22 protein-coding genes are annotated in these 26,714 nt (G+C 65.1%); 3 read left to right on the forward strand and 19 right to left on the reverse strand.

What is annotated here, in order from left to right; genetic code table 11:
- Positions 1 to 3: 3 nt before the first annotated feature.
- The 4 genes from ATF69_RS03700 to ATF69_RS03715 form a co-directional block, all read right to left on the reverse strand.
- A complete protein-coding gene (locus ATF69_RS03700; protein WP_099731185.1) occupies positions 4 to 873 on the reverse strand; it encodes a carbohydrate ABC transporter permease in 870 nt (289 codons plus the stop codon).
- Positions 863 to 1,741 carry a carbohydrate ABC transporter permease gene (locus ATF69_RS03705; protein WP_146869932.1) on the reverse strand — a complete coding sequence of 293 codons (879 nt, stop codon included), beginning with the start codon at positions 1,739 to 1,741 and terminating at the stop codon, positions 863 to 865. Before ATF69_RS03705 ends, ATF69_RS03700 begins: the two co-directional genes overlap by 11 nt.
- A gap of 205 nt (positions 1,742 to 1,946) precedes the next feature.
- Complete coding sequence (locus ATF69_RS03710; RefSeq protein ID WP_483189342.1) at positions 1,947 to 3,131, reverse strand: carbohydrate porin; 1,185 nt, start codon at positions 3,129 to 3,131, stop codon at positions 1,947 to 1,949.
- 57 nt (positions 3,132 to 3,188) lie between these two features.
- Positions 3,189 to 4,439, reverse strand: a complete 1,251-nt coding sequence (locus tag ATF69_RS03715) for an ABC transporter substrate-binding protein (protein ID WP_146869933.1) — start codon at positions 4,437 to 4,439, stop codon at positions 3,189 to 3,191.
- A gap of 174 nt (positions 4,440 to 4,613) precedes the next feature.
- Between ATF69_RS03715 and ATF69_RS03720 the strand changes: the two genes are divergently transcribed.
- Positions 4,614 to 5,330: a response regulator transcription factor gene (locus tag ATF69_RS03720; RefSeq protein WP_056058426.1), complete on the forward strand. Its 717-nt coding sequence runs from the start codon at positions 4,614 to 4,616 to the stop codon at positions 5,328 to 5,330.
- 156 nt (positions 5,331 to 5,486) lie between these two features.
- Positions 5,487 to 6,884 carry a sensor histidine kinase gene (locus ATF69_RS03725; protein WP_056744047.1) on the forward strand — a complete coding sequence of 466 codons (1,398 nt, stop codon included), beginning with the start codon at positions 5,487 to 5,489 and terminating at the stop codon, positions 6,882 to 6,884.
- Between the two features lie 925 nt (positions 6,885 to 7,809).
- Here ATF69_RS03725 and tal read toward each other — a convergent pair.
- The 4 genes from tal to ATF69_RS03750 all read right to left on the reverse strand — a co-directional run bounded on the left by tal (position 7,810) and on the right by ATF69_RS03750 (position 13,153).
- Positions 7,810 to 8,760 (reverse strand): transaldolase, encoded by a 951-nt coding sequence (gene tal, locus ATF69_RS03735; RefSeq protein ID WP_116748975.1) that lies wholly within the window; start codon positions 8,758 to 8,760, stop codon positions 7,810 to 7,812.
- A 7-nt stretch (positions 8,761 to 8,767) separates the two neighbouring features.
- Positions 8,768 to 9,850: an ABC transporter ATP-binding protein gene (locus ATF69_RS03740; RefSeq protein WP_056744043.1), complete on the reverse strand. Its 1,083-nt coding sequence runs from the start codon at positions 9,848 to 9,850 to the stop codon at positions 8,768 to 8,770.
- A gap of 27 nt (positions 9,851 to 9,877) precedes the next feature.
- Complete coding sequence (locus ATF69_RS03745) at positions 9,878 to 12,028, reverse strand: ABC transporter permease (protein WP_235511552.1); 2,151 nt, start codon at positions 12,026 to 12,028, stop codon at positions 9,878 to 9,880.
- Between the two features lie 96 nt (positions 12,029 to 12,124).
- Positions 12,125 to 13,153, reverse strand: coding sequence for an ABC transporter substrate-binding protein (locus ATF69_RS03750; protein WP_116748974.1), 1,029 nt, complete (start codon positions 13,151 to 13,153; stop codon positions 12,125 to 12,127).
- 255 nt (positions 13,154 to 13,408) lie between these two features.
- On the opposite strand from ATF69_RS03750, the gene ATF69_RS03755 reads away from it, so the two are divergent.
- Complete coding sequence (locus ATF69_RS03755) at positions 13,409 to 14,254, forward strand: MurR/RpiR family transcriptional regulator (protein ID WP_146869934.1); 846 nt, start codon at positions 13,409 to 13,411, stop codon at positions 14,252 to 14,254.
- Between the two features lie 35 nt (positions 14,255 to 14,289).
- Here the strand turns inward: ATF69_RS03755 and ATF69_RS03760 are convergent, their stop codons facing one another.
- The 11 genes from ATF69_RS03760 to ATF69_RS03810 all read right to left on the reverse strand — a co-directional run bounded on the left by ATF69_RS03760 (position 14,290) and on the right by ATF69_RS03810 (position 26,630).
- On the reverse strand, positions 14,290 to 15,273 hold the full coding sequence (locus ATF69_RS03760) for a tripartite tricarboxylate transporter substrate binding protein (RefSeq protein ID WP_146869935.1): 984 nt from the start codon (positions 15,271 to 15,273) through the stop codon (positions 14,290 to 14,292).
- 127 nt (positions 15,274 to 15,400) lie between these two features.
- Positions 15,401 to 16,333 (reverse strand): electron transfer flavoprotein subunit alpha/FixB family protein, encoded by a 933-nt coding sequence (locus ATF69_RS03765; RefSeq protein ID WP_146869936.1) that lies wholly within the window; start codon positions 16,331 to 16,333, stop codon positions 15,401 to 15,403.
- Positions 16,334 to 16,345: 12 nt separating this feature from the next.
- Positions 16,346 to 17,095, reverse strand: a complete 750-nt coding sequence (locus ATF69_RS03770) for an electron transfer flavoprotein subunit beta/FixA family protein (protein ID WP_146869937.1) — start codon at positions 17,093 to 17,095, stop codon at positions 16,346 to 16,348.
- Between the two features lie 32 nt (positions 17,096 to 17,127).
- The gene (locus ATF69_RS03775; protein WP_146869938.1) at positions 17,128 to 18,693 is read right to left on the reverse strand and encodes a class I adenylate-forming enzyme family protein; all 1,566 of its coding nucleotides are present in this window, start codon (positions 18,691 to 18,693) and stop codon (positions 17,128 to 17,130) included.
- 8 nt (positions 18,694 to 18,701) lie between these two features.
- Positions 18,702 to 19,715 carry a Bug family tripartite tricarboxylate transporter substrate binding protein gene (locus ATF69_RS03780; protein WP_146869939.1) on the reverse strand — a complete coding sequence of 338 codons (1,014 nt, stop codon included), beginning with the start codon at positions 19,713 to 19,715 and terminating at the stop codon, positions 18,702 to 18,704.
- 183 nt (positions 19,716 to 19,898) lie between these two features.
- A complete protein-coding gene (locus tag ATF69_RS03785; protein WP_056059118.1) occupies positions 19,899 to 20,906 on the reverse strand; it encodes a Bug family tripartite tricarboxylate transporter substrate binding protein in 1,008 nt (335 codons plus the stop codon).
- A 78-nt stretch (positions 20,907 to 20,984) separates the two neighbouring features.
- Positions 20,985 to 22,232: a CaiB/BaiF CoA transferase family protein gene (locus tag ATF69_RS03790; protein ID WP_146869940.1), complete on the reverse strand. Its 1,248-nt coding sequence runs from the start codon at positions 22,230 to 22,232 to the stop codon at positions 20,985 to 20,987.
- Positions 22,229 to 23,065 (reverse strand): oxepin-CoA hydrolase, alternative type, encoded by an 837-nt coding sequence (locus ATF69_RS03795; RefSeq protein WP_099732221.1) that lies wholly within the window; start codon positions 23,063 to 23,065, stop codon positions 22,229 to 22,231. The genes ATF69_RS03790 and ATF69_RS03795 overlap by 4 nt, the downstream gene beginning before the upstream one ends.
- Before the next feature lie 4 nt (positions 23,066 to 23,069).
- The gene (locus tag ATF69_RS03800; RefSeq protein ID WP_146869941.1) at positions 23,070 to 24,203 is read right to left on the reverse strand and encodes an acyl-CoA dehydrogenase family protein; all 1,134 of its coding nucleotides are present in this window, start codon (positions 24,201 to 24,203) and stop codon (positions 23,070 to 23,072) included.
- Between the two features lie 10 nt (positions 24,204 to 24,213).
- Entirely contained in the window at positions 24,214 to 25,410 is a 1,197-nt protein-coding gene (locus tag ATF69_RS03805; RefSeq protein WP_146869942.1) for an acyl-CoA dehydrogenase family protein, read from the reverse strand.
- Positions 25,411 to 25,454: 44 nt separating this feature from the next.
- Positions 25,455 to 26,630, reverse strand: coding sequence for an acetyl-CoA C-acyltransferase (locus ATF69_RS03810; protein ID WP_146869943.1), 1,176 nt, complete (start codon positions 26,628 to 26,630; stop codon positions 25,455 to 25,457).
- Positions 26,631 to 26,714: the final 84 nt, after the last annotated feature.

The following is a 26,714-nucleotide window of genomic DNA, read 5'->3' on the forward strand; positions in this document are numbered from 1 at the left end:
GATTTATCCCTTCACCGCGCCGGCCGTCAGCCCGCGCACAAAAAATTTACCCGCCAGCACATAGATCACCATCGTGGGCAGGCCCGCGATGATGGCGGCCGCCATGTCCACGTTGTAGGCTTTCACACTGCTGCTGGTGTTGGCCAGGTTGTTCAGACCCACGGTGATGGGCTTGGACTCGGTGCCCGAGAACACCACACCGAACAGAAAGTCGTTCCAGATGTTGGTGAACTGCCAGATCAGCGTGACCATCACGATGGGCGTGGACAGCGGCAGCACGATGCGCCAGAAGATCTGCCAGAAGCTTGCGCCGTCCATGCGTGCGGCGTTCACCAGCTCCTTGGGGATGGCCGCGTAGTAGTTGCGAAAGAACAGCGTGGTGCCCGCCAGCCCCGCCAGGCAGTGCACCAGCACCAGCCCGGTGATGGAGCTGGACAACCCCAGCCAGCCCAGCACCTGGCTCATGGGCAGCAGCACGACCTGGAAGGGCATGAACACGCCAAACAGCAGCAGGCCAAACAGCGTGTCGCTGCCGCGAAACTTCCACAGGCTCAGAACATAGCCGTTGAGCGCGCCCCACACGGTAGAGATGAGCACCGCTGGCACGGCCATGGCCACCGAGTTCCAGAAGAAGGGGCGCAAGCCGTTGCAGTCCACCCCCGTGCAGGCGCTGGACCATGCCGTGCCCCAGGCCGACCAGTTGAGCGCAGCGGGCAGTGCCAGCAGCGAGGTGCTGCGGATTTCCTCGGCGTCCTTGAACGACGTGACGAGCATCGCGTACAGCGGCAGCAGAAAGAAGGCGGTGGCCAGGGCCAGCACCGTGTAGACCAGCAGGCGGCCCACAGAAGGGAACAAGGAGGGCTTAGCGGTCATGGGCTTTGGTCCGCAGTTCGCTGTAAAGGTAAGGAATCACCAGGGCCGCGACGGTGGCCAGCATCATGGTGGCGCTGGCCGCGCCCAGACCAATTTGCCCGCGCGAGAACGACATGGTGTACATGAAGGTGGCGGGCACATCGGTGGCAAAACCGGGGCCGCCCGCCGTCAGCGCCATCACCAAATCAAAGCTCTTGATGGCCAGGTGCGACAGCACCATGAGCGTGGAGAAGAACACCGGCCGCAGCGCGGGCAGCACGATGCGCCAGTAGATGCGCGGCAGCGAGGCACCATCGACCTGCGCGGCCTTGATGATGCTGTCGTCAATGCCGCGCAGCCCGGCCAGGAACAGCGCCATGGCAAACCCGGCGCTTTGCCAGATGCCGGCGATTACCACGCAGTAGATCGCCATCTCGGTGTCCACCAGCCAGCCAAATTCAAAGTTCGTGAAGCCCCAGTCGCGCACCATCTTTTCGATGCCCAGGCCGGGGTTCAGCAGCCACTTCCAGGCCGTGCCGGTCACCACGAACGACAGCGCCATGGGGTACAGGTAGATGGTGCGCAGCGCGCCCTCGGCGCGGATCTTCTGGTCCAGCAGCACGGCCAGCACCACACCAATCACCAGCGATCCGCCCACATAGCCCACGCCAAAAATGCCCAGGTTCTTCAGGGCGACCCACCAGCGGTCCATCTCCCACAGGCGCTCGTACTGCGCCAGGCCCGCCCATTCGTAGTTGGGCAGCATGCGCGATGCGGTGAGGCTGAGCACGCCGTTCCACACCATGAGGCCATAGATGAAGGCAAAACCCAGCACAAACGCCGGGGTCACCACCAGCCTGGGCAGCCAGGTTTCAAAGGAATTCTTCATTGCTTGCGAATCTCTCTTGCGTACGCACTGCACACGCTGCGCGCGCGGTAGGCGGTGTCTCGATCAGTCACTGAATCACCGTTTCACTCATTCACTCATTCACTCACCCACTTTGTGTCACATGAAAAAAGGGGGGTGCGCACAGAGCACCCCCCAATGAACAAAGTGTCTACCTCAAACTAACTCGCTACTCACTCTCTCCCTCTTACCACCACACCTCGTACTGCACGCCCACCAGCGTGCGCGAGGTCTTGCCATTGGCGCCAAAGGTGCCTGCGTTGGCCACAGCCGCCGCCTGGTTCCAGTTGGCCTTCGTCACATACAGACGCAGCTCAGGACGCGACCAGAAGTCTTCATTCAGTGCCAGGGCACCCGCCAGCGTGACCTTGGACAGGCGCTGGTCCGGACCACTGCCCTTGCGGGTGGTGGTGGACAACTCCACCAGGCCCTTGAAGTTCTTGGTGAACGCGTACGAGCCACGGCCGCCCAGCGAGAAGTCCTTGGTCTCCACGCCGGTCAGGTCAGCCTTGTTGGTCTGGTAGCCAATGAGGGCCTGGCCGCCAAACGGGCCGCTTTGCCAGTTGATGGAGTCGGCAATGCGGGTGGCGCGCTTGCCTGCCCTGGTGCCCTCGATGGCCTCGAACTCCCCGTCGATGCGGGCATGGCCGCGCGATGTCTGCAAATACAGCGTGTTGCTGATGCTGGGCAGCAGGAACTCCTTTTGCGTGTGCATCAACGAGATGCCGGAGCCGGAGCCGCCGCCCACCTGGTTCTTGCCGCCCACGGCGGTCAGCAACACCCGCAGCTTGCCGCCGGGGTTGGTGTTGATCTCGGACAGGTCGGCGTTGATGCGGTGCGCCTTCACGTTGTTGGGCAGGCCGCCGTCAAACTTGTCGCCGGAGAACACGCCCACGCCCAGCTTCATGCCGCCCACAGGCACGTCGGTCACACCAGCGCCGATGTTGTCGCCGTAGTTCAGCAGGAAGTAGTCGACGATGTGCACGTCCTGGATCCGCAGGCGGCGCTGGCCGACCCAGAACTTGGCTTCGGGCGAGAACGAGAAGCCGCTCATTTCCACAAACGCCTGTTCGGTGCTGATGTCGCCACTGCCCCACTTGGCGGGCATGTAGTTCACCTTCCAGTTGATGCCACCGGCCTCGAAGCCCTTGGCAAAGTTGACTTCGATGCCGTTGTCGCCTTCGTTGCCCAGGCGGTATTTCTGCAGCTCGCCGCCCAGCGTCAGGTTGCCCTTGACGCCGTCGGAGTGGTTGAACACCGGGCCACCGCGGGAGTAGCCGTTGAACTCAAAGCCTGCTACGTCCATAGCAAAGGCGCCATTCGCGCATGCGGCGGCCAAAGCCACCGCCGTGAGGCGGTTTCTTGTCTTCATGATGGGATCCCTCTGGGGTTGGTTTTAGTGCGTGCGGGTGCGTGTGTCGTACACGGCTTACTTGGTCTTCGCGGCGACCGCGATCTTCTTCATGGCGTCGGCGACGCTCACCTTGTCGTCGTTCCAGAACTGGCTGACGACATCCTTGATCGCCCCTTCGGTGGCAGGCGCAATCGCCATGCCATGGGCCACGCTGGGCACCAGGCCACCGCTCTTGGCAGTGTCGGCAAAGTCTTTGCTGGACAGCTTGGCGCAGTCGTCAAACTTGTCCATCTTCTGTCCGGTGCGCACAGGGATCGAGCCCTTGTTGAGGTTGAACACCTCCTGGAACTCAGGGCTCATGATGGAGCTGGCCAAGTCGCTCTGCGCCTTCTGCGCTGCTGCGTCCTTGAGCTTGAACAGGATGAACGAGTCCACGTTGAAGGTGAACGCGTTGGCCGTGCCCGGTGCCGCTGCGCACTGGAAGTCCTTGCCCGGCGCCTTGTTGGCCGCGATGAACTCACCTTTGGCCCAGTCACCCATCAGCTGGAAGCCCGCCTTGCCCTGGATGAGCATGGCCGTGGCCAGGTTCCAGTCGCGGCCGGGAGCGCCCGGGTCGGTGTAGGTTTTGATGCGGCGGAAGGTCTCCAGAGACTTCTTCATGGTGTCGCTGTTGATGGCCTTGTCGTCCAGTTTGACCAGTGCGTCCTGGTAGAACTTGGCACCGCCCACGCCCAGCACCACGGATTCAAAGGTCGTGAAGTCCTGCCAGTTCTGGCCGCCATGGGCAACGGGGACCAGGCCTGCGGCCTTGAGCTTGTCGGCAGCGGCAAAGAACTCGTCCCAGGTCTTGGGCATGCTGGCAACGCCAGCCTTCTTCAGCGCATCGGAGCTGGCCCACAGCCAGTTCACGCGGTGCACGTTGACCGGGGCAGCCACGTAGCTGCCCTTGTACTTCATCACGTCGGCGACCACCTTGGGCAGCACGTCGTCCCACTTCTCGGTCTTGGCCAGCGCATCGACATTGGCCAGCACGCCTTCGGACGCCCATTCCTGGATGGCCGGGCCCTTGACCTGGGCGGCCGAGGGCGGGTTGCCCGAGATCACGCGGCTCTTGAGCACCGTCATGGCGCTGTCGCCACCGCCGCCCGCCACGGCAAAGTCGCGCCAGGTGTGGCCCTTGGACTGCATGATCTTCTTGAGCTCGGCGGCCGACTTGGCCTCGCCGCCCGATGTCCAGTAGTGCAGGACCTCGACCTCCCCCGCGCTGGCAGACATCGCGGCCGCCAGGCCCACCGCCAGTGCGGCGATCTTTGTCATCTTCCACATACCCTTGTCTCCTCGACGTTGTTTTCAGAACCCGTTGCTGCGCCGTGATACCGGTGCCGTTCAGCGCAGTCGGTACTTTAATTACAATAATTAATTTAATTCTCAGGGCTTTCCCTGAGAGTCGCAGCGGCCCCACAGAGGGCCCGTTGCAGGGGCCTTTGTTATGCTCAATCCATGGCCACGATACTGATTGTCGAAGACGACGCCCTCCTGCTCGACGCTCTCACCGGCCAGCTCAAGCAACTCGATTACAGCGTCTGCACCGCCAGCAGCGTGGCGCAGGCCATGGCGCTTTTGCAGACGCAGGCGGTGGACGGCATCATCCTGGACCTGGGCTTGCCCGGCGCCGACGGCATGGAGCTGCTGACCTGGGCCCGCGCGCACATCGCCGGATTGCCAGTGCTGATCCTCACCGCCCGCGACGGCGTCGACGACCGCGTGCTGGGCCTGAACGCCGGGGCCGACGACTACATCACCAAGCCCTTCAACATGCAGGAGCTGCAGGCCCGCCTGCAGGCCATGCTGCGCCGCGCGCGCCAGCCCGCCTTCACCCAGGCCAGCAGCGCGGCGGGCGTTGCCAGCACCACCATCGGCCCGCTGGTGCTGGACCACGCCAGCCATGCCGCTGCCCTGAACGGCGACCTGCTGGAGCTGACCCAGCGCGAGTGGGAGCTGCTGGAACTGCTGGCCCACCGCTGCGGCGAAGTCGTCACCCGCGACGACGTGCTGGCCGCTTGGCGCGCCAGCCCGCCCGAGCCCGGCCAGACCGCCGCCCCGCTGAACTCCAATGCGCTGGAGGTGTATGTGCACCGCCTGCGCAAGAAGCTCGACCAGTCCAACCTGGTGATCCGCAATATCCGGGGGCTGGGGTACATGCTGAATAAACCGTGAGCATCCCCCTGAGCGGCTGCGCCGCTTCCCCCTTCTCTCGCGCTGTGCGCGGGCAGGGGGACGCCGCCAGCGCGGCGGGGCGGCCCTTGCGCGGCGGCCCTCGCATGGGCCGTGCCAGTTTTCAACGCAGCGCCGCCCATTTTTGACTGTTGAAACATGCGCCACGTACCTGGGGTCTCTCTTCAACGCAAGCTGCTGCTGTGGCTGCTGCTGCCGCAGCTGGTGCTGTGGCTGTCGGGTGGGTTTCTGGCGTGGCGCATTGCGCTGCAGAACGGCGAGAAGGGCATTGACCAGACGCTGACCCAGTCAGTGCGGGCGCTGGCGCGGCAGATCAAGCCGATTGGCGATGGGCTGCTGGTGGACTTTCCGAAGGCCGCGCAGGACATCCTGGAACAGGACCCGGCCGACCGCATCACCTACATGGTGTCGTCCCCGCCCGGCCGCTTTTTGCTGGGCAACGCGCAGCTGCCGCCACCGCCCGCGCAGGTTGATGTGGCGGTGGGCGAGGCGTTTTTGTACCAGGCGCGGGTGGATGACAAACCGGTGCGCGTGGCCTTGCTGGATGTGGACTACGGCACCGCCTCCACCCGCCAGCGCCTGCGCGTGCAGGTGGCCCAGAGCCTCACGGTGCGCGAGCGCATTGCGCAGGAACTGCTGGAGCGCATGGTGTTCCCCATGGGCCTGATGGGCCTGGCCCTGAGCGCCGTGGTGTACGCCGGTGTGCTGCGCGGCCTGCAGCCCTTGAAGCGCCTGGAGGCGCAAATTGAACGAGCCGGCGCACAGCCCCACACGGGCACCACGCCGCTGCCGCCCATCGAGCTGACCTCTGCCCCGCAGGAAGTGCATTCGCTGGCCAGCACTATCAACCGCCTGCTGGAGACCGTGGCGCGTGGCCAGCAAAAGGAAAAGCGTTTTCTGAACGACGCTGCCCACCAGCTGCGCACGCCGCTCGCAGGCCTGATCGGCCAGACCGAACTGGCCCTGCACGAAAGCCACGAACCCGCAGTGCAGGCCCGCCTGCAAAAGGTGCTGTCGGCCGCGCAACGCAGCGCGCACCTGGTGCACCAGCTGCTGCAGCTGGCGCGCTCGGAGTCGAACGTGGAGATGCAGTCCATCGACCTCGCCGCCCTGGCCCGCGAGGTGGCCCGCGAATGGGCCGCCCGCGCCCTGGCCCAGGGCATGGACCTGGGCTACGAGGGCGTGGACCACCTGCCCGCGCAGGGCCACCCGCTGCTGCTGCGCGAGGCGTTGAACAACCTCATCGACAACGCGTTGCACTACGCGGGCCCCGGTGCCACGGTGACGGTGCGCGTGGGCCATGAAGAGCCCGGGCATTGGGCGCTGCTGGTGGTGGAGGACGATGGACCGGGCGTGCCGGCTGAGCATCTGGGCGATCTGTTTGCACGGTTCTGGCGTGGGTCGGACAAGGCGGGGGGGTGCGGACTGGGGCTGTCGATCGTGGAAGAGATCGCGCTGCGGCACGGGGGGCGGACGGTGGCGGAAGGGGTGGTGCCGAAGGGGTTGCGGGTGGGGATGCGGCTGCCTGCGGGGTGATTTTTTGGTGTTTTTGGCTGGGTGCGCTAGTGCATCATGCCTTGGTAGCTATGATTTTTATAGTGAACTCCAGCACTTCCGGGTGGGAGATTTCCGGTCGACGTTGACGGTCTAACGGACTGTTGTTGGGCGCAGCGAGTCTGTGGAGGCTTGTGCGCGTATCGGGTTGCTTGCCTGGGATCAGGGCGGAGGCCGGGAGTCGCCCGGCAGGCGAGGTACTTTTCTTTGCTTCGCCAAAGAAAAGTACCCAAAAGAAAGACGACCCCACTGTCTGCGTCCCCTGCGCTTCGCTACGGGGAAACCTGCGGTGCTCGGGTTTGGCGGGGTCTCGCTCAACTCGCGCCGCTGCGCGTCGCTCAGACACACGCGAGCCCTGATCCGCCAAACCCTGCGCTCCTCGGCGCATCCAGAGGGGCACCGGGGTACAGAACAGCCACACGGGCCTTTGCTGCGCTCGGCCCCATCTCGCGGGTGCAAGCGCCACGCGCTGCGCAGCCTGGGCCGAGCGCAGCAATGGCCCGTGGGGCCGTTTGGATGTTCGGCTGTCCCACCCCTGCTGGCTGCGCCTGCGGCGGGGCGGTTGCGGGGTGGCATGGGCGTCGGAGCGCCCATGCCTCGTCAACTGACTCGCCGTGGATGTCTGAGCGGCGCGCGCAGCGCAAAGCGAGTTCCACGGCGCACCCCGCAACCGCCCCGCCGCAGGTTTGCCCCGGAGCGAAGCGCCGGGGTCGCAGACTGGGGGTCGCCTTTTCTTTGGTGACTTTCTTTTGGCGAAGCAAAAGAAAGTTACTCGCACGCCGGGCGACTCCCGGCCTCCACCCTCAACACAAGCATGCTGCGCGATGTGCTCCCCAGAGCCCCCCAAAAACAAAAACGGCCAGCGCCCGCAACCCAGGCACCAGCCGCTCAAAAAAGAAACCCGAGCTCAAGCCGCAAGGATCAGCTTCTCCAGCTTCACAGCGTCCACTGCAAACGCCCGAATCCCCTCAGCCAGCTTCTCGGTCGCCATCGCATCCTCATTCAGCGCAAACCGGAACCCCGCCTCGTCATAGTTCACCGCAGGCAAGTCCATGCCCTTGGCAGCCTCTGCATCCAACGCCCGCTGCAACGGTGCATCACTCGCAGCCAGCTGCGCCAACAGCTCGGGCGCAATGGTCAACAGGTCGCACCCAGCCAGCGCCGTGATCTGCCCCACATTGCGGAAACTCGCGCCCATCACCTCGGTGGCAATGCCAAAACGCTTGTAGTGGTTGTAGATCTGCGTGACAGACTGCACGCCCGGGTCGTTGGCGCCTGCGCGCGCAGCCTCGTCCCAGCTCGCGCCCGCCTGCTTCTTGTACCAGTCGTAAATACGGCCCACAAAGGGCGAGATCAGCTGCACCTTGGCTTGGCCGCAGGCCACGGCTTGGGCAAAAGAGAACAGCAGCGTGAGGTTGGTGTGGATGCCCTTGCGCTCCAGCTGGGCGGCGGCCTGGATGCCTTCCCACGTGGCCGCGATCTTGATGAGCACGCGGTCGATGTGGATGCCTTCGGCCTGATACAGCTCGATGATGCGCTCGGCGCGCGTGACGGTGGCGCTGGTGTCAAAGCTCAGGCGGGCGTCCACTTCGGTGGAAACACGGCCGGGCACGTGGGTCAGGATCTCGCAACCAAAACGCACCAGCAGGCGGTCGATCACCTCGTCCATCGCACGCCCTTGCCACTTGGCGACGGTGTCCTTGAGCAGCGGCGCGTATTCGGGCTTTTGCACCGCCTTGAGAATCAGCGAGGGATTGGTCGTGGCGTCCTGCGGACGGAACTGGGCCAGTTGCAGAAAGTCGCCGGTGTCGGCAACCACGGTGGTGAACTGTTTGAGGGCGTCGAGTTGGTTCGTCATGGCGCCATTATTCCGCATTGGTCCGGGCGCCTTCGGTACTACCAACCACTGATACGCCGTGGGCACCCAGGCTCAGCTGCACCGCGTCGCCCACAGCCAGCACATCGTCCAGGTCGGACGACACCACAAAGATGTGGCCCAGCGCGGTCTCGAAGGTGTATTCGTACACGGCGCCCAGGTAGGCCCGCTTGTCCAGCCGCGCGGGCAGCAGGCCCTCGCCCTGGCGGTGAATGCGCCAGGCCTCCGGCCGCACCGCCACCTTCACCGGGCCGCTCTTCACCGCCATGCGGGGGCGCAGCACCAGTGGGCCGAGCGCCACCGTTCCGTCAGCGTCGGCCACGGCCGGGAACAGCATGGCCTCGCCCATGAAGCCCGCGACGAATTCGCTGTGCGGGGTTTCATACAGCGCGCGGGGCGAGCCCTTTTGCGCAATCAGGCCCTGGTTCATCACGATGATCTGGTCACTCACCGCCATGGCCTCGGCCTGGTCGTGCGTGACGTAGGCCACCGTGAGCGACAGGCGCTGCTGCAGCGCACGGATCTCTTCGCGCATCTCGCGGCGCAGGCGGGCGTCGAGGTTGGACAAGGGCTCGTCAAACAGCAGCACCTCGGGCTCCAGCACCAGCGCACGGGCCAGGGCCACACGCTGCTGCTGCCCGCCCGAGAGTTCACTGGGCAGGCGGTCGTCATAGCCCACCAGGCCCACGCCGCGCAGCGCCTCCACCGCCTTGGTGCGTGCCTGCTCCTTGGGCTGGCCCGACATGCGCAGGCCGTACATCACGTTCTCCACCACATTCATGTGCGGGAACAACGCGTAGCTCTGGAACATCATGCTCACATTGCGTTGCGCGGGGCCCAGCGTGGTCACGTCCTGGCCTGCGATGAAGATCTCGCCCGAAGTGGGCGATTCCAGCCCCGCAATCATGCGCAAGGTGGTGGTCTTGCCGCAGCCCGAGGGGCCGAGGATGGTGGTGAGCGTGCCGCGCGGCACCTCAAAGCTGATGCCCTTGACGGCCAGGGCCGCGCTGCTGTCGCTGCCGTAGCGCTTGGTGATGTTGCGGAACACGATGCCCGCGTCATTGTTGTTCATGGCGTGTTTTCTTTTTTGTCAGAGGGATCAGTGCGCAGCGGGAGCGGCTCCACGGCGGCCCAGTTTGCGGTCACCCACCAGCAGCTGAATGAGTCCGATGGAGGCCGACATAAGGACGATGAGCACCGTGCAGTACGCCAGCGCCACGCCATAGTCGCCATTGCCCACGCGGCCGATGATGTAGGTGGTGGCCAGCTCGTTCTCGGCGGTGACCAGGAAGATCACCGCGCTCACGGTGGTGATGGCACGCACAAAGCTGTAGACCAGTGCAGCCACCAGCGCGGGCTTGAGCAGCGGCAGCACCACGTGGCGCAGCGTCTGTACGCTGCCTGCGCGCAGCATGACGGACGCCTCATCGAGCGACCGGTCCAGCTGCTTGAACGCCGCCGTGCCCGCACGCACGCCCACCGGCAGGTTACGGAACATGAAGCACAGCACGATGATGAGGGCCGTGCCCGTCAGCTCGAACGGCGGCACGTTGAACGCTAGGATGTAGCTCACGCCCAGCACCGTGCCCGGAATGGCAAAAGCCAGCAGCGCTGCAAACTCGAACGCGCCCTGCCCCCGGAACTCGGTGCGCGCCAGCAGCCACGCAATGCCGATGCCCAGCGTGGCCGTGAGCGGCGCCGAGATGGCGGCGAGCTTGAGCGTGGTGAAGAACGAGTTCCACGCTGTGCCCGCCCACACCACACCAAACTCGCCCCATTCCACGCTGAACGCGGTACGGAAATGCGCCAGGGTGATGGTGTAGTCGCGCCCCCAGGTCTGCACAAAGCCACCGGCCAGCGCAAACAGGTACACGATCAGGGTGAACGCCATCCAGGGCAGTGCAATCGAGTGCACCACGCGGCGCACGCCCGTCGGCAGCGGCATGGCGATGCCCGCATCGCCCTTGCCCGATACAGTGGTGAAGTTCTGCTTGCCCAGCAAGCCGCGCTGGATGGCGAACACGGTGAGCGCAAAGAACGTGAGGATCCAGGCCAGCGACGCGGCACGGCCCTGGTCATACTGCGCACCCACGATGGCAAAGAAGATTTCGGTGGACAGCACCGAGAACTGCCCGCCCACCACGATGGGGTTGCCGAAGTCGGCCATGCTTTCGATGAAGCCCACCAGGAACGCGTTGGCCAGGCCCGGCTTGAGCAGCGGCAGGGTCACGGTCATGAAGGTGCGGTGCGGGCTGGCACGCAGCGTTTGCGCGGCCTCTTCCAGACTGGGCGCCACGCCCTGCACCACGCCACGCATGATCATGAAAGCAATGGGTGTGAAGGCAAAGGTCTGCGCCACCCACACGCCCAGCCAGCCGTAGAACCAGCGCGACGGCGTGATACCAAACGCGTATTCCAGAAACTGGTTGAACACGCCTGCGCGGCCAAACAGCAGGATGAGCCCCAGGCCCACCACAAACGGCGGCGTGATGATGGGCAGCAGCGCCACGATGTTCAGCGGCCGCGCATAGCGGCGCGATGCGCGCTCGGCCATCAGGGCCATGAAGGTGCCCAGCAGCGTGGTGCTGGTGGCCGTCATCAAGCCCAGGAACAGCGTGTTCCAGGCCACACCGCAGCGCTGGCCGCCCGCCAGGCACGACAGGCTGAAGTTGCGCTCGTGCGCGATGCGCTCCCACACCACGGCCAGCGAGAACGGGCCGTCCTCCAGAAAAAACGCAGCCGACAGCGCCTTGAGCACCGGGAACACGATGAACAGCGCGAGCAGGCTGCCACAGCCCACCACTGCCGCAGCCACGAACAGATCGCCCTTGAAGAAGCCCCGCCGTGCCACCCCAAAAGACAGCAGCACCAGCAGCGCCGACAGCACCACAAACCCGCCCCAGCCCATGCCGGGCTGGCGCGCGCCCAGTTCGCCCAGGCTGTTGTTCATCCATTCAAACGCCCAGCCGCGCGCGCCAATCGCAAAGCCGCTGAGCAGCAGGGCCGCCAGCCCCAGCGCACCCCCCGCCACCAGCAGGGCACCCTGCTTGCGCCCGGCGGGCAGGCAGGCCCCCAGGCCCGCCACCACCAGCCCGGCGAGGCCCAGCCACAGCCAGGGGCGCCCGAACAAGGCCGCCTGCATCAGCCCGTTGGCCGCCTGCTCGCTGCTGAAGACCTGGCCCACCGCCAGCAGGCCATTGGCGTCCTGCTGTGCATACCAGGGGAACACCAGGTACCCCAGTACGCCCATGGCCAGCCAGACCCACAGGGGCCGGTTGACCGAGGCACCGGGAGTCCTGGTCCGAAGGGTTGCGTGCGCCGCCGCTGCTGCCGACACCACCACCCCTTAGCGCGTTGCGTTTTGCACGTCTTTTTCCCAGCGCGCAATCAGGCGGCGACGCTCGGCGCTGGCGCCGTATTTGGCGTAGTCGTAGTTGATGAGCTTCATCTTGGCCGGATCGGTCATGCGCGGGTCTTTGGGCACCTGCGTGTTGCTGGGCAGCTGGAACTGCTTGGCCGCCAGGCCAAACTGCTGACCACCCGGCGTGAGCGCCCATTCATAGAACTTCTTGGCGGCCTCGGTATTGGGGCCGTTCTTGACGATGCTCATGGAGCCCACCTCGGCGCCGGTACCTTCAGAAGGTGTGACCGAGCCCACGGGGAAGCCGTTGACCGCCTCGGTGGTCACGTCGTGCACGAAGCTCACGGACACCGTGGTCTCGCCGCGTGCAACCGCCTTGACAGGCGCCGTGCCTGAACGGGTGTACGCGCTGATGTTGGGGTGCAGGGCCTTGAGGTATTCAAACGCCTTTTCCTCGCCCATGATCTGCACCAGCGTGGCGATCATGGTGTAGGCGGTGCCGCTAGAGGCCGGGTTGGCCATCTGAACCTCGCCCTTGAATTCTGGCTTGAGCAGGTCGGCCCACGACTGGGGCGGGTTGAGCTTGCGCTTGGCCAGCAGCTCCTTGTTGTAGCCAAAACCCAGCGGGCCCAGGTACACGCCCACGGTGCGGTACTTGGAATCGCCCGCCTGCTTCTGCGCCCAGGGGTACAGCTGCGCCAGCTGGGGCGACTTGTATTCGAGCGTCAGGCCCTGCTCGGCCGCCTGCAGATGCGGGTCGCCTGTGCCGCCAAACCAGATGTCGGTCTTGGGGTTGGCGCGCTCAGCGTTGAGCTGCGCCAGCGCCTCGCCCGAGCCCTTGGCCGTCATGTTGACCTTGGTGCCAGTGGTCTTGGCGTACACCGTGGACATCAGGTTGCACCACTCGGCCTGCACCGAGCAGATGATGTTGACCTGGCCCTGGGCCCAGCTGCCCGATGCAGCGGCCACAAGGGCCGCACCGGCCAGAAGTTTTGTCAGCAAGGGTTTGCGCATGGAAGGCTCCTCAGTATCTGGATAACGTGATGGAGGATGCTATGCGTGCAGGGCCTGCCCGGGCCAGGGGGGAAACGCCCAGGCCCCGTGCAAGCAGGTTGAAAGGCAGGGATTGCGCGGACCCCATACCTTTGGGAACCGAGTTACATTAAACGCAGATGGCCCCACCACCGCGCACACAGCCGGTAGATGAAGCGTCCACCCAAGCCCTTTCCAAGGCCCCCTGCGCAGCCTGCCCTGCCTTCACAGACTGACATGCTCGACCGCATCACCGCCTCCCTGCCCTCGCTGGCCCCCGCCGAACAGCGCGTGGCCAAGCTGGTGCTGACCGACCCCCGCACCTTCGCCCGCCTGCCCGTGCGCGAGCTGGCCGAGCGCGCGCATGTGAGCAAGCCCACCGTGGTGCGCTTTTGCCGCAGCATGGGTTACGACGGGCTGGCGGACTTCAAGCTCAAGCTGGCAGGCAGTGTGAGCGAAGGCGTGCCCTTCATTCACCGCAGCGTGGATGCAGACGACAAGACCGGTGATGTGCTGGTGAAGGTGGTGGACAACGCCGTGGCAGCGTTCCTGCAATACCGCAACGCGGCCAGCACCGTGGCCGTCGAACGTGCGGCCGAGGCCATTGCCGACACGTGGAAGAAAGGCAAACGCATCGAGTTCTACGGCGTGGGCAACTCGGGCATCGTGGCGCAGGACGCGCAGCACAAGTTTTTCCGCCTGGGCGTGACCTCGATTGCCAGCAGCGACGGCCACATGCAGGTGATGAGCGCCACCCTGCTGGGCCCAGGCGACTGCGCCGTGATCATCTCCAACTCGGGCCGCACCCGCGACCTGATGGACGCGGCAGACATCGCCCGCCGCAACGGCGCCACCACCATCGTCATCACCGCCAGCGGCTCGCCCCTGGCCAGCACCTGCCAGATCCATCTGGCGGCCGACCACCCCGAGGGCTACGACCGCTACAGCCCCATGGTGTCGCGCCTCATGCACTTGCTCATCATCGACGTGCTGGCCACCTGCGTGGCGCTGCGCATCGGCAGCTCGCTGCAGCCGATCCTGCAGCAGATGAAGGAAAACCTGCGGGCCAAGCGTTACGCGTAAATCCTGGCCGTCAGGCCAGGCCGGCCCACGCCTTCTCAGTCCAGCGTGACACCCGCTTCGCGAATCACCTTGCCCCACTTGGTCGTTTCGGCCGCAAGAAAAGCGTCGCACGCCTCGGGCGTGGTGCCTTCACCAAAGGTCCCCATGGTGTCGAGTTTGGCCTTGGTTTCATCACTCTGGATGATGGCGTTCACGGCTTCCGACATGCGCTTGACGATGTCGCGCGGCGTCCCTGCGGGTGCAATCATGCTGGCCCAGGTACTGCCCAGCATGCCGGGCACGCCTTGCTCGATGAAGGTCGGCACGTCAGGCAACATGGGCAAGCGCTTTTCGCTGGCCACGCCGATGAGGGTGATGCGGCCTGCCTTGGCGGGCTGGATCAGGTTGGGCGGAGGGTCGAGGAACAGGGGCACCTGGCCGCCGAGCAAGTCCGTCAACGCCGGGGCTGCGCCGCGGTAGGGAATGTGGACCATGAAGGTCTTGGTCAGTGACTTGAGCAGCTCGCTGGTGAGGTGCGCGGCAGAGCCTGTGCCTGATGAGGCAAAACTCACCTTGCCGGGGTTGGCCTTGGCATAGGCCACGAGTTCCTTCACCGTCTTGAACGGTGCATTGGGCGCCACCGCCGCCACCAACGGAGAAACACCCAGCAGCGACACGCCCATCAGGTCCTTGCGCGGGTTGTAGGGCAGCTTGGGGTAGAGCGTGGTGTTGGCGGTAAAGGCCGGAATGACCACACCAAAGGTGTGACCGTCCGGGGCGGACTTGGCGACGGCATCCACGCCGATGATGCTGTTCGCGCCGGGTTTGTTGTCGATGACAACCGACTGACCGAATTGCTTTTGCAGGCCTACCGTCAGCAGACGCGCCATCTGGTCGGTAAACCCGCCCGCCGTGTACGGCACGATGATGCGAATCGGGCGGCTGGGCCAACTGGTTTGGGCCAGTGCTGGCAATGCCGCACTGGCCAGCGCTGCGCCAGTGGCCTGGACAAGCCTGCGACGGGAAAGGAATGTGCTCATGGTTTTGTCTCCTGCTGATTTATAGGTATAAAAAGCAGCCTCAGCGCTCATGCGATAAGCGCTAAAAGCTATATTTTTAGAAGCATCCAGATCCCATCAAATGGGCTGTGCCTGTGATCTGCGGGGCTCAGACGGCCTTGACCAGTTCAGGCACAGCCGTGAACAGATCCGCTTCCAGCCCATAGTCAGCCACACTGAAGATCGGTGCCTCAGGGTCCTTGTTGATCGCCACGATCACCTTGGAGTCCTTCATGCCCGCCAAGTGCTGGATGGCACCCGAGATACCGGCGGCCACATACAGCTGCGGTGCCACGATCTTGCCCGTCTGGCCCACTTGCCAGTCGTTGGGCGCGTAGCCTGCGTCCACCGCCGCGCGGCTGGCACCCAGGGCGGCGCCCAGCTTGTCGGCCAGGGGTGTCATGACTTCGTCGAACTTTTCCTTGCTGCCCAGCGCACGACCACCGGAGACGATGATCTTGGCAGCGGTCAGCTCGGGGCGGTCGCTCTTGGCGATTTCGCTGCCCACGAAGCTGCTCTTGCCTGCGTCGGCCGTGGCGGCGGCGGTTTCAACAGCGGCACAGCCACCGGTGGCGGCTGCGGCGTCAAAGCCGGTGGTGCGCACGGTGATGATCTTGACGGCATCTTGGCTTTGCACGGTGGCAATGGCGTTGCCGGCGTAGATGGGGCGCTCAAACGTATCGGCTGCGATCACTTTGGTGATGTCGCTGATCTGGGCCACGTCGAGCTTGGCCGCAACGCGGGGGGCCACGTTCTTGCCGCTGGCAGTCGCGGGGAACAGGATGTGGCTGTAGTTGGATGCGATGGCGAGCACTTGCGCGGCGACGTTTTCTGCCAGGCCGTGTTCCAGGCCAGGGGCGTCGGCGTGGATGACCTTGACAACACCGGCTATTTGGGAGGCGGCTTGTGCAGCAGCGCCGGCGTTGTGGCCGGCCACCAGCACGTGCACGTCGCCACCGCAGGCGACTGCGGCCGTGACGGTGTTCAGGGTGGCGCCCTTGATGGACGCGTTGTCGTGTTCAGCAATAACGAGGGTGGTCATTTCTTGTTCTCCTTAGATGACTTTTGCTTCGTTCTTGAGCTTGTCGACCAACGTTGCCACGTCAGCGACCTTGATACCTGCGCCGCGCTTGGCGGGCTCGGTCACTTTCAGGGTCTTGAGACGGGGGGCCACGTCCACACCGAGGTCTTCGGGCTTGACGGTGTCCAGCTGCTTTTTCTTGGCCTTCATGATGTTGGGCAAGGTGACGTAGCGGGGCTCGTTCAGGCGCAGGTCGGTGGTGATGACTGCGGGCAGTGAAAGCTGCAGGGTTTCCAGGCCGCCGTCGACTTCGCGGGTCACGCTGACCTTGTCGGCTGCCAGTTCGACCTTGCTGGCGAAAGTGGCCTGGGGCAGGTCGGCCAAAGCAGCCAGCATCTGGCCGGTCTGGTTGGCGTCGTCGTCGATGGCTTGCTTGCCCAGGATGACGAGAGAAGGCTGCTCTTTGTCGACCAGGGCTTTCAAGATCTTGGCCACGGCCAGGGGCTGCAGTTCGACGTCGGTCTCGACCAGGATGGCGCGGTCGGCGCCAATCGCCATGGCGGTGCGAAGGGTTTCCTGGCACTGGGCCACGCCGCAGCACACAGCGATGACTTCGGTCACCAGGCCTTTTTCTTTCAGGCGCACGGCCTCTTCAACGGCGATTTCGTCAAAGGGGTTCATGCTCATCTTCACGTTGGCGATGTCCACACCGGTGTTGTCCGATTTGACGCGGACCTTCACGTTGTAGTCCACCACGCGTTTGACGGGAACGAGAACTTTCATGGTTGGGTCTTTCTGAAAAAACGGGGAATCGGTCACTTCGACAGCGTCTGGTGCAAGTCGCGCAACTCGCGCTTGAGCACCTTGCCAATCGCGCTGCGCGGCAGCTCATCGATGAAATGCAGCGCGGCCAGCCGCTGCGTCTTGCCCGCACGGGCGTTGTACCAGCCCATGATCTGGGCGGTGTCTTCCGTGGCGCCGGGTCGGCGGCACACGAAGGCCACCGGCGTCTCGCCCCACTGTTCGGAGGGCACGCCGGTCACGGCCACGTCCTCCACAGCCGGGTGCTTGCGCAGCTCGGCTTCGAGGTCGCTGGGGTAGATGTTGAAGCCGCCGCTGATGACCATGTCCTTGCGGCGGTCGAGCAGTGTGAGGAACCCCTGCTCGTCGAACCGGCCCACATCACCGGTGCGGATGAAGCGCTTGCCAGTGGCGTCAAACCACTCGGCCTCGCGCGTCTTGTCGGGCTGGCGGTGGTAGCCAGTCATCATGCCGGGCGAGTGACCCACCACCTCGCCGGTGGCACCGGGCGGCAGCTCATGGCCCTCTTCGTCGATCAGGCGGATGTCGCTGGTGGATGCGGGCTGGCCCACAGTGTGCAGCTTGTCGGGATGGTCGTGCGCCGCCAGGATGCAGGTGCCGCCGCCTTCGGTCATGCCGTAGAACTCGTACAGCGCGCCCGGCCAGCGCGCCAGGATGTCGGCCTTCAGCTCGGCACGGAACGGCGCGCTGGTGCAGAACTTGGCGCGAAAGCACGACAGGTCAAACTCGCCAAACTGCGGCAGCGCCAGGATGCGCTGGTACTGCACCGGCACCAGCATGGAGTGCGTGGCGCGAATCTGCTGCGCGGTCTGCAGGTAGCGCAGTGCATCGAACTTTGCCATCAGCCGCACGCTGCCGCCCCAGCACAGGCCGGGGAAGAACGACACCAGCGTGGTGTTGGAATACAGCGGCGTGGCCAGCAGCGTGACACTGTCCGGCCCGTAGCCCTGCGCCAGGCCGCGCACCAGATGCGCCCAGCGCATGCCGTGCGATTGCACGATGCCCTTGGGGTTGCCAGTGGTGCCGGAGGAATAAATGATGTTGAACGGGTGCTCGGGGCCCACATCCACCGGCTGCGGTGCGGCGCCTTCGGGAGCGAGCCACTCAATCCACGGCGTGCCCGCGCCGGTATCGTCCAGCGCCACCAGGGGCAGCGCAACGGCGCCTTTCATCACCGCAGGCGGCACCGCCGCCCTGCCCTGCGCATCGGCAAACAGCAGGCGCGCCTGGGCATCGCCCAGCATGGACGCCATGGCCTCGGGCGTGACGGATGGCGCCAGCGGTGCCACCACCACACCCGCACGCAGGGCGCCCAGGTACACAGAGGCATAACGCACCGACGACGCGGCGCATACGGCCACCACATCGCCCGACTGCAGGCCCGCCTGCTGCAGCGATGCGGCGACGCGGTCTACCAGGGCATCGAGCGCGGCCCAGTTCAACGCGGAGTCGTCATCGGCCAAGGCCTTGGCCTGCGGGCGCTGCCGCGCGTTGTCACGCAGCAGATCGGAGACCCTGCGGAACGGGGGAAAAGGGGCAGAGGCAGTTGCGTTGGTCATGGCCCAACTTACTCGAAGACGATGCCCTTGTCGCGGATCACCTGGCCCCACTTGGCGTAATCGCCACGCACGCGCTGGGCCATCTGGGCCGGGCCCTGGTAGTGGGCGATGGCACCGGCGTTGAGCAGCTTGTCCTGCACCTCCTTGTCGGCCAGGATGGCTTTGACTTCGGTGCTGATGCGATCAACCACATCCTTGGGCGTACCGAGCGGGGCCATCAGGCCGCCCCACGACACGGCATCAAAGCCCTTGAAGCCCTGCTCGGCAATGGTGGGCACGTTGGGGATCACACCCACGCGCTGCGGCGAGCCCACCGCAATGGCGCGCAGCTTGCCCGTCTGGATATGGGGCAGCGCTGCCACGAGGTCGGCATACATCATGGGCACCTGGCCGCCCAGCGTGTCGGTGATGGCGGGCACACCGCCCTTGTAGGGCACATGCTCCATCTCGAATTGACCCAGCTGCTTGAGCAGCTCCATGCTCAGGTGGCCAAAGCTGCCCACGCCCGAGGAGGTGTAGTTGAGCTGACCTGGCCGCGCCTTGGCGTGGGTGATGAGCTTTTGCAGATCGGTCACGGTAGGCATCTGCGCCGGGTTGACCACCACCACGATGGGCAGGTCGTACACGGTAGCCACGGACACGAAATCCTTGGTGGTGTCGTAGCCCGCCTTTTTGTACAGGTGCGGAGCCAACAGCGTGGGCGTGGCCAGCATCATGAGCGTGTAGCCGTCGCCAGGGGTCTTGGCGATCTGCTGCGCGGCAATCGAGCCCGAAGCGCCCGCGCGGTTCTCCACCACCACGGGCTGCTTCAGCCGCTCAGCCAGCTTCTGGCCGACGATGCGCGAGGCCGTATCGGTGGGCCCCCCTGCCGGGAAGGGCACCACGAGCTTGATCATCTTGTTGGGCCAGGCCTGAGCGTGTGCTGGGACCGTGCCCAACAGGCCCATGACCGACACTGCAGCAGCGGCTGACAGCACGGTGCGACGGGAGAAAGCAGCAGGGAAAAGAGATGGTTTGTTCATGGCGAAAACGTCTTGTCTTTCAGTGGTCCTTAGCGCTGCGTAGGCCCACGCCATCCGAAACTGGCGAGGCCGAAGCGAGAGCAGCCGCGCAAGGGCCGCCCCGCCGCGCTGGCTGCGTCCCCCTGCCCGCATGGCGCAGCCATGCGAGAGCGGGGGGAAGCCGCGCAGCGGCTCAGGGGGGTGTTAATCGAGCTTTGCGCCAGACACCTTCACCACGCGCTCCCACACCGGTGCGTCCTTCTTGAACTGGGCGCTGAACTGCTCGGGACTGCTACCCACGGGGATGAAACCCATCTGCTGGATGCGGTCGCGCACTTCGGGCATCGCGATCACGGCCTGCAGCTCAACGCCAAGCCGGGCTACGACTTCGGGCGGCGTCTTGGCGGGTGCGCTCATGCCCACCCAGCCCGTCACCTGGAAGACCTCGTCCTTGATACCCTGCTCAGCCATCGTGGCTACTTTGGGCAACGCGTCCATGCGCTGCGCGCCGGTCACGGCCAGTGGCTTGAGGCGGCCCGATTCGATGTACGGCCGGGCCGACTGCAGGCTGGCAAACGCCATCTGGAACTGCCCGCCCACGAGGTCCTGCAGCATGGGGGCCTCGCCCTTGTAGGCCACATGGTTCATGTCGGCCTTGTGCTTGTCGGACAGCCATGCACCCGCCAGGTGGGCGTACGAACCCATGCCCCACGAGCCATAGGCGATCTTGCCCTTGTTGCGGTCGATGTAGGCCATCAGCTCCGCTGCGTTGTTGACCGGCAGCTGCGGGTTGACCAACAGCACCACCGGCGCCAGCGCGATCTGCGTGATGAGGGCCTGGTCCTTTTGCGGCTGGTATGGCAGGCGGTCGTACAGGAACTGGTTGATGAGCATGGTGGTGCCCAGGGACACCAGCAGGGTGTAGCCGTCGGCTGGCGACTTGAGCGCCTGGTCGGTGCCGGTCACCCCGCCGGCTCCGCCGCGGTTGTCCACCAGCACAGGCTGGCCCAGACGGGCCGAGAGCTTCTCGCCCAGCGCGCGGGCGGTGATGTCGGTGGCGCCACCGGCCTGGTACGGCACGATCAGCTTGATAGGCTTGGCAGGCCAGGCGTCCTTGCCCGCCTGGGCCAGGGCCGAGCCCAGCAGGCCGGTGCTGATGAGGGCGGCCAGGCCCTGCAGCACCCTGCGGCGGGGAATACGGAAGAAGTTCATGTTTGTCTCCGGATGGCAATAGGAAAAGGTCGATAGCGCTTGTTCTGCAAGCGCATTTCGCTATCTTTTTTATAGCTATTAAAGCGGGGGAAGTGTGAGCACCCCCTTGTCGCGCAGGGCCTGAAGCTCGGCCTCTGGCAGTTGCAGCAGCTGCTGCAGCACATCGCGCGTGGCGTCGCCCAGGGTGGGCGGTGCGTTGCGGATGGGCAGGCGCTGGCCATCCAGCCGGTAAGGTGGCGCAAACACATGCGTGGTGCCCGCCACGGGGTGGGGCATTTCCTGCAACAGGCCGCCGCGGCGCGTGCGCTCGCTGGTCAGTGCCTCATGCAGGCCGGCCACGCGGCCGCAAGGGATGCCTGCAGCGGTCAGGCGTTCGAGCAGCACATCACGCGGGAAGCTGGCAATCAACGCCTTCATCTCGGGCAGCAAGGTCAGTCGATTGCGGGCACGCTCGACATTGGTGGCAAAACGGGGGTCTTCCACGATATCCGGGCGCATCACCACCTGACGGCAGAATTTGTCGAACTGGCTGTTGTTGCCCACGGCGATGATGAGCGGACCATCCTGTGCCTCGAACATGCCATAGGGCACGATGGACGGGTGGGCGTTGCCGTAGCGCTGCGGGTCATGGCCCAGCAGCATGGCGTCCAGGCCGTAGTAGCCGGTGATCATCAGACCGCAGTCGTACAGCGCCATCTCGATGTGGCGGCCCTTGCCCGTGCGCTCCCGCCGGAACAGCGCGGCCAGCACGGCCTGCGCCGCATACATGCCGGTCATCATGTCCACCGCGGCCACGCCAAACTTCAGCGGGGGCTGGTTGGCCTCACCGTTGATGGCCATCAGACCCGCCTCGCCCTGGATCACCAGGTCGTAACCGGGGCGCTTGGCCTCGGGGCCGGAGCTGTCGTAGCCCGCCACCGAGCAGTAGATGAGGTCGGACTTGATGGCCTTGAGCTGCTCGTAGCCCAGGCCCAGCTTCTCGGCGCCGCCGGTCTTGAAGTTCTGGACCACCACGTCGCACTGCGGCAGCAGGTCGCGGATGATCCTCACGCCTTCGGGCGTCTGCAAATCCACCGTGATGGACCGCTTGTTGCGGTTCATGCTGTTGTAATAGGTGGTCTCGGTCTTGCCGATGCGCATGCCCCAGTCGCGGGTGTCGTCACCCCGGCCGGGGTGTTCCACCTTGATGACGTCGGCACCAAAGTCGGCCAGTACCTGGCCGCACAGCGGGCCCGCAAACACACGCGAGAGGTCGAGCACGCGCACGCCTTCGAGCGGGAAGTCCATGCCCTCGGGCAATGGGGGTGTGGGGGTGGTGGAGGTCATTGCGTAGTGTCTTGTGTACCCGCGCCAGCGGTATTGACCTGGCGCAGGCGGGCGAAATCGGCCGGGCGTTTTTCCAGAAACGCACCGATGCCTTCGCGGGATTCTTCGGTGGCTTGCGACTGCACCATGAGCTGTGCTTCCAACTCCAGCTGGTCGTCCAGTGGCTGGACGTAGGCACTGCGGCACAGCGCCTTGATGCGGCCCATGGCCAGGTCCGGCCCGGTGGCTACCTGCGCGGCCAATGCCAATGCCTGCGTCAGCGCCTCACCCGGTTCGGCCAGTCGGTTGACCGGGCCCAGCGCATGCAGTCGCTCGCCAGAGATGCGTTCGCCGGTGAGGCACAGCTCGGTCAGAACCTGGCGCGACACGAACTCGGCCAGGAAAGCCGTGGCGCCGCCGTCGGGCGTGAGGCCCACTTTCACATAGGCCACCGAGAACACGGCATTGCGCGCAGCCACCAGCATGTCACAGGCAAGCGCCAGCGACAGGCCCGCACCGGCCGCTGCGCCCTCCACCGCTGCAATCACCGGCTTGCGGCAATCGCGCACGGTGCGGATCAGGTCGTGCAGGCCTTCGAGCTTGGCGCGGCGCTCTTCAATGGGCAGCTCACGTCGCTTGGCCAATTGGCGCAAGTCACCGCCCGCACAAAAGTGCCCGCCTTCGCCCGTGAGCACGATGGCACCCACGGTGGGGTCAGCCTCGGCCTGCGCCAAGGCCTCGGTCAGCGCCGCGTAAAACGCGGGCGACAGCGCATTGCGCGCAGCGGGGTTGTTGTTGGAGAGCACGAGCACCGCGCCCTCGCGGCGTTGCAGCAGAGGCTGTGGCTGCTCCATGGCTTCAGCTCCGGCCAAGCGCGATAAAGCGCGCCAGGTGGTGGTCTTCATCGCCAAACTGGTGGTCCACCATGACGAGGCGCTTGGCGTAGTGGGACAGGGGCAGCTCCCACGTCATGCCAATGCCGCCGTGCAGCTGAATACTTTCCTCCGCCACTAGCGCGCCAATGCGGCCCATCGTGACCTTGGCGGCGGACAGCGCACGCTCGCGCTCGGTGCGGTCGGTGCTGTCCATGGCGGCGGCGGCGTTGATGACGGCCGAGCGTGCCTGCTCCACTTCCAGCAGCAGGTCGGCCATGCGGTGCTGCAGGGCCTGAAAGCTGCCAATGGGTACGCCAAACTGCTTGCGGGTCTGCAGGTATTCCAGCGTATTTTTCTTGGCGACTTCCATCGCGCCTAGCGCCTCGGCACACACGGCCAGAATGCCCCAGCCCACCGCGTGCTCCAACGTCGCGTAGCTCCGCCCTTCAGCGCCCAGCAAAGCCCCTGCGCCGACCTGCACATTCTGTAAGCTGACTTCTGCCACACGGCCACCATCAATGCGCCCCATGCCACGGCGGCTCAGGCCCGCGGCATCGGCGGGCACCAGGAACAGCGAGATACCCTCTTCATCGTCCACGGCGCCCGAGGTGCGGGCACTGACCAACAGCAGTTGAGCCTGGTCGCCATGCAGCACCACGGCTTTGTGGCCGGTGAGCAACCAGCCGTCGCTACTGCGCACGGCGCGGGTGGTGACGCGGTTGAGCGCATAGTGCGCACCGGGCTCTTCATGCGCCGGGGTGGCGACCGTACTCCCGTCGATGATGCTGGCGAGGTGCTCCTTTTGCGCTGCGCTGCCCGCCAGGCCCAGCGCCCGGCCCACCACCAGCGCGCCGACGAAGGGCTCCACCACCAGGCCGCTGCCCAGGGCTTCAAACACCACGGCCACATCAAAGCCTGCGCCGCCGAAGCCGCCATCGGCTTCGGGGAAGAGTGCGCCAATCGCGCCCAGCTCGGCAAAGCGGCTCCACAGCGCCGCGTCCATGCCGTTGTCGCCGTAGGCGATGTGGTTGCGCGTCTCGATCCCGTACTGCTCGGCCACAAAACGATTCAGGGTGTCCGCCAGCATGCGGCGGTCTTCGGTATGTTCAAAGTTCATCGCGGCAACCTCACAGGCCCAAAATCATTTTTGAAATGATGTTCTTCTGGATTTCATTGGAGCCGCCAAAGATCGACAGCTTGCGGTAGTTAAAGTAGTTGGCGGCTGCCGTGGCCGCCTCTTTAGGCCCCACGGGGTCGTCGGCATAGCCTTCGTACTGCGCCTCTTCGATGAAAGGCAGCGCGTACGGGCCCACCGCACGGCGGATGAGCGAGAGGATCTCCTGCCGGATCTCGGTGCCGCGAATCTTGAGCATGGAGCTTTCAGCCCCGGGCACGCCGCCACCGGCCACGGCGGCAATCACGCGCAGGTTGGTGGTCTTCATGTTCTCCAGATCAATCTCGACCTGGGCCATGCGGGCGGCAAACAGCGGGTCCTGGTCCAGCGGATGGCCGTTCTTCATCACCTTGGCGGCCACCACCTTGAGCTTGGCCAGTGCGGCAATGCAAAAGCCCACGCCTGCAATGCCCGTGCGCTCATAGGTCAGCAGGTACTTGGCGTAGGTCCAGCCCTTGTTCTCCTCGCCCACCAGGTTTTCTACCGGCACCTTCACGTCGGTGAAGAACACTTCGTTGACCTCCTTGTCGCCATCGAGCGTGCGGATGGGGCGCAGCTCCACGCCGGGCGATTGCATATCCACCAGCAAGAAGCTGATGCCCGACTGCGCCTTGGCTTCGCGGTCGGTGCGTACCAGGCAGAAGATCATGTTGGCGTGCTGGCCCTGGGTGGTCCAGGTCTTCTGGCCGTTGACGATGTAGTGGTCACCCTGGCGCACCGCCGTGGTCTTGACCGATGCCAGGTCCGAACCCGCGCCGGGTTCGGAGTAGCCCTGGCACCACCAGTCCTCGCCACTCAGGATGCGCGGCAGCCAGTATTTTTTCTGCGCCTCGTTGCCAAACTTGATGAGCACCGGGCCCAGCATGTTCACGCCAAAGGGCACGATGCGCGGGCCACCGGCCAGGGCGCATTCGGTGTCGAAAATGAACTTCTCGACCGCACCCCAGCCGGGGCCGCCGTATTCCTGGGGCCAGTGGTTGGCCAGCCAGCCGCGCTCGTTCAGGATGGCGTGCCACTCGTCCTGGTCCGCCTTGGACAGGCGCTGCCCGGCCTTGACCTTGGTGGCAATGCGTTCGGGCAGCTTGGCTTTCAAGAAAGCCTGCACCTCGGCGCGGAAGGCTTCTTCTTCGGGGGTGAAATTCAGGTCCATATCGGGTCGCTTGCAGTTGCAGAGTTCGGTGGTGTGGCGCGGGGTCAGAAGATTTCAAACAGGCCTGCAGCGCCCATGCCACCGGCTATGCACATCGTCACCACGCCGTATTTCGCCTTGCGACGGCGGCCTTCGAGCAGCAGGTGGCCCACCAGGCGTGCGCCGGTCATGCCGAAGGGGTGGCCAATGGCGATGGCCCCGCCGTTCACGTTCAGCCGCTCGGACGGAATGCCCAGGCGGCGCTGGCAGTACAGGGCCTGCGAAGCAAAGGCCTCGTTCATCTCCCACAGGTCAATGTCCTGCACCGTGAGGCCGTGGCGTGCCAGCAGCTTGGGCACGGCAAACACGGGGCCAATGCCCATTTCGTCGGGCTCGCAGCCCGCCACCGCAAAGCCACGGAAGGCACCCAGCGGCTGCAGGCCACGGCGCTCGGCTTCTTTCGCTTCCATGAGCACGCACGCGCTGGAGCCGTCGGACAGTTGCGAGGCATTGCCTGCGGTGATGAACTGGCCCGGACCTTTCACCGGCTCCAGCTTGGCAAGGCCTTCGAGCGTGGTGCTGGCACGGTTGCAGTTGTCGTGCGTGGCCGTCACTTCACGATAGGTGACCTCGCCGGTCTCCTTGTTCTTTTCCATCATGCGCGTGGTGCAGGGCACGATCTCGTCGGCAAACACGCCGGCCTGCTGTGCGGCGGCGGTGCGTTGCTGGCTTTGCAGCGAAAACAGGTCCTGGTCTTCGCGGCTGATGCCGTAGCGGTGGGCCACGATGTCGGCGGTGTCGATCATGGCCATGTAAAGGTCGGGCTTGTGCTCTTGCAGCCAGGGGTCGATGTCTGCCGGGTTACCTGCGCGGATGGCAGAGATGCTCTCCACCCCGCCAGCCACCATGGCGGGCACGCCTTCGGCCACGATGCGGCCCGCCGCAATTGCTACCGACTGCAGGCCCGACGCGCAAAAGCGGCTGGCCACCATGCCCGCCACCGAAAGGGGCAGGCCCGCGCGCAGCGCGGTCTGGCGGCCAATGTTCTTGCCGGTGATGCCCTCGGGGTAGCCGCAGCCCATCACCAGGTCTTCGATCAGCTCGGGGTCAATGCCCGAGCGCTCGACCGCTGCCTTGACGGAAAAGGCCGCCAGCTGCGGGCCGGGTGTGGCATTGAATTCGCCCCGGTGCGACTTGGTCAATGGGGTGCGGGCGGTGGAAACGATGACGGCTTCACGCATGATTTGCTCCTGATTTGATAGCTTTTTGCGCTTATGCATAAAGCGCTAGAGGCCAATATGACTCGAATACGGTGGGACTGACTG

This window comes from Acidovorax delafieldii (assembly GCF_007993815.1).
GTDB classification, from domain to species: Bacteria; Pseudomonadota; Gammaproteobacteria; order Burkholderiales; family Burkholderiaceae_C; genus Acidovorax; species Acidovorax delafieldii.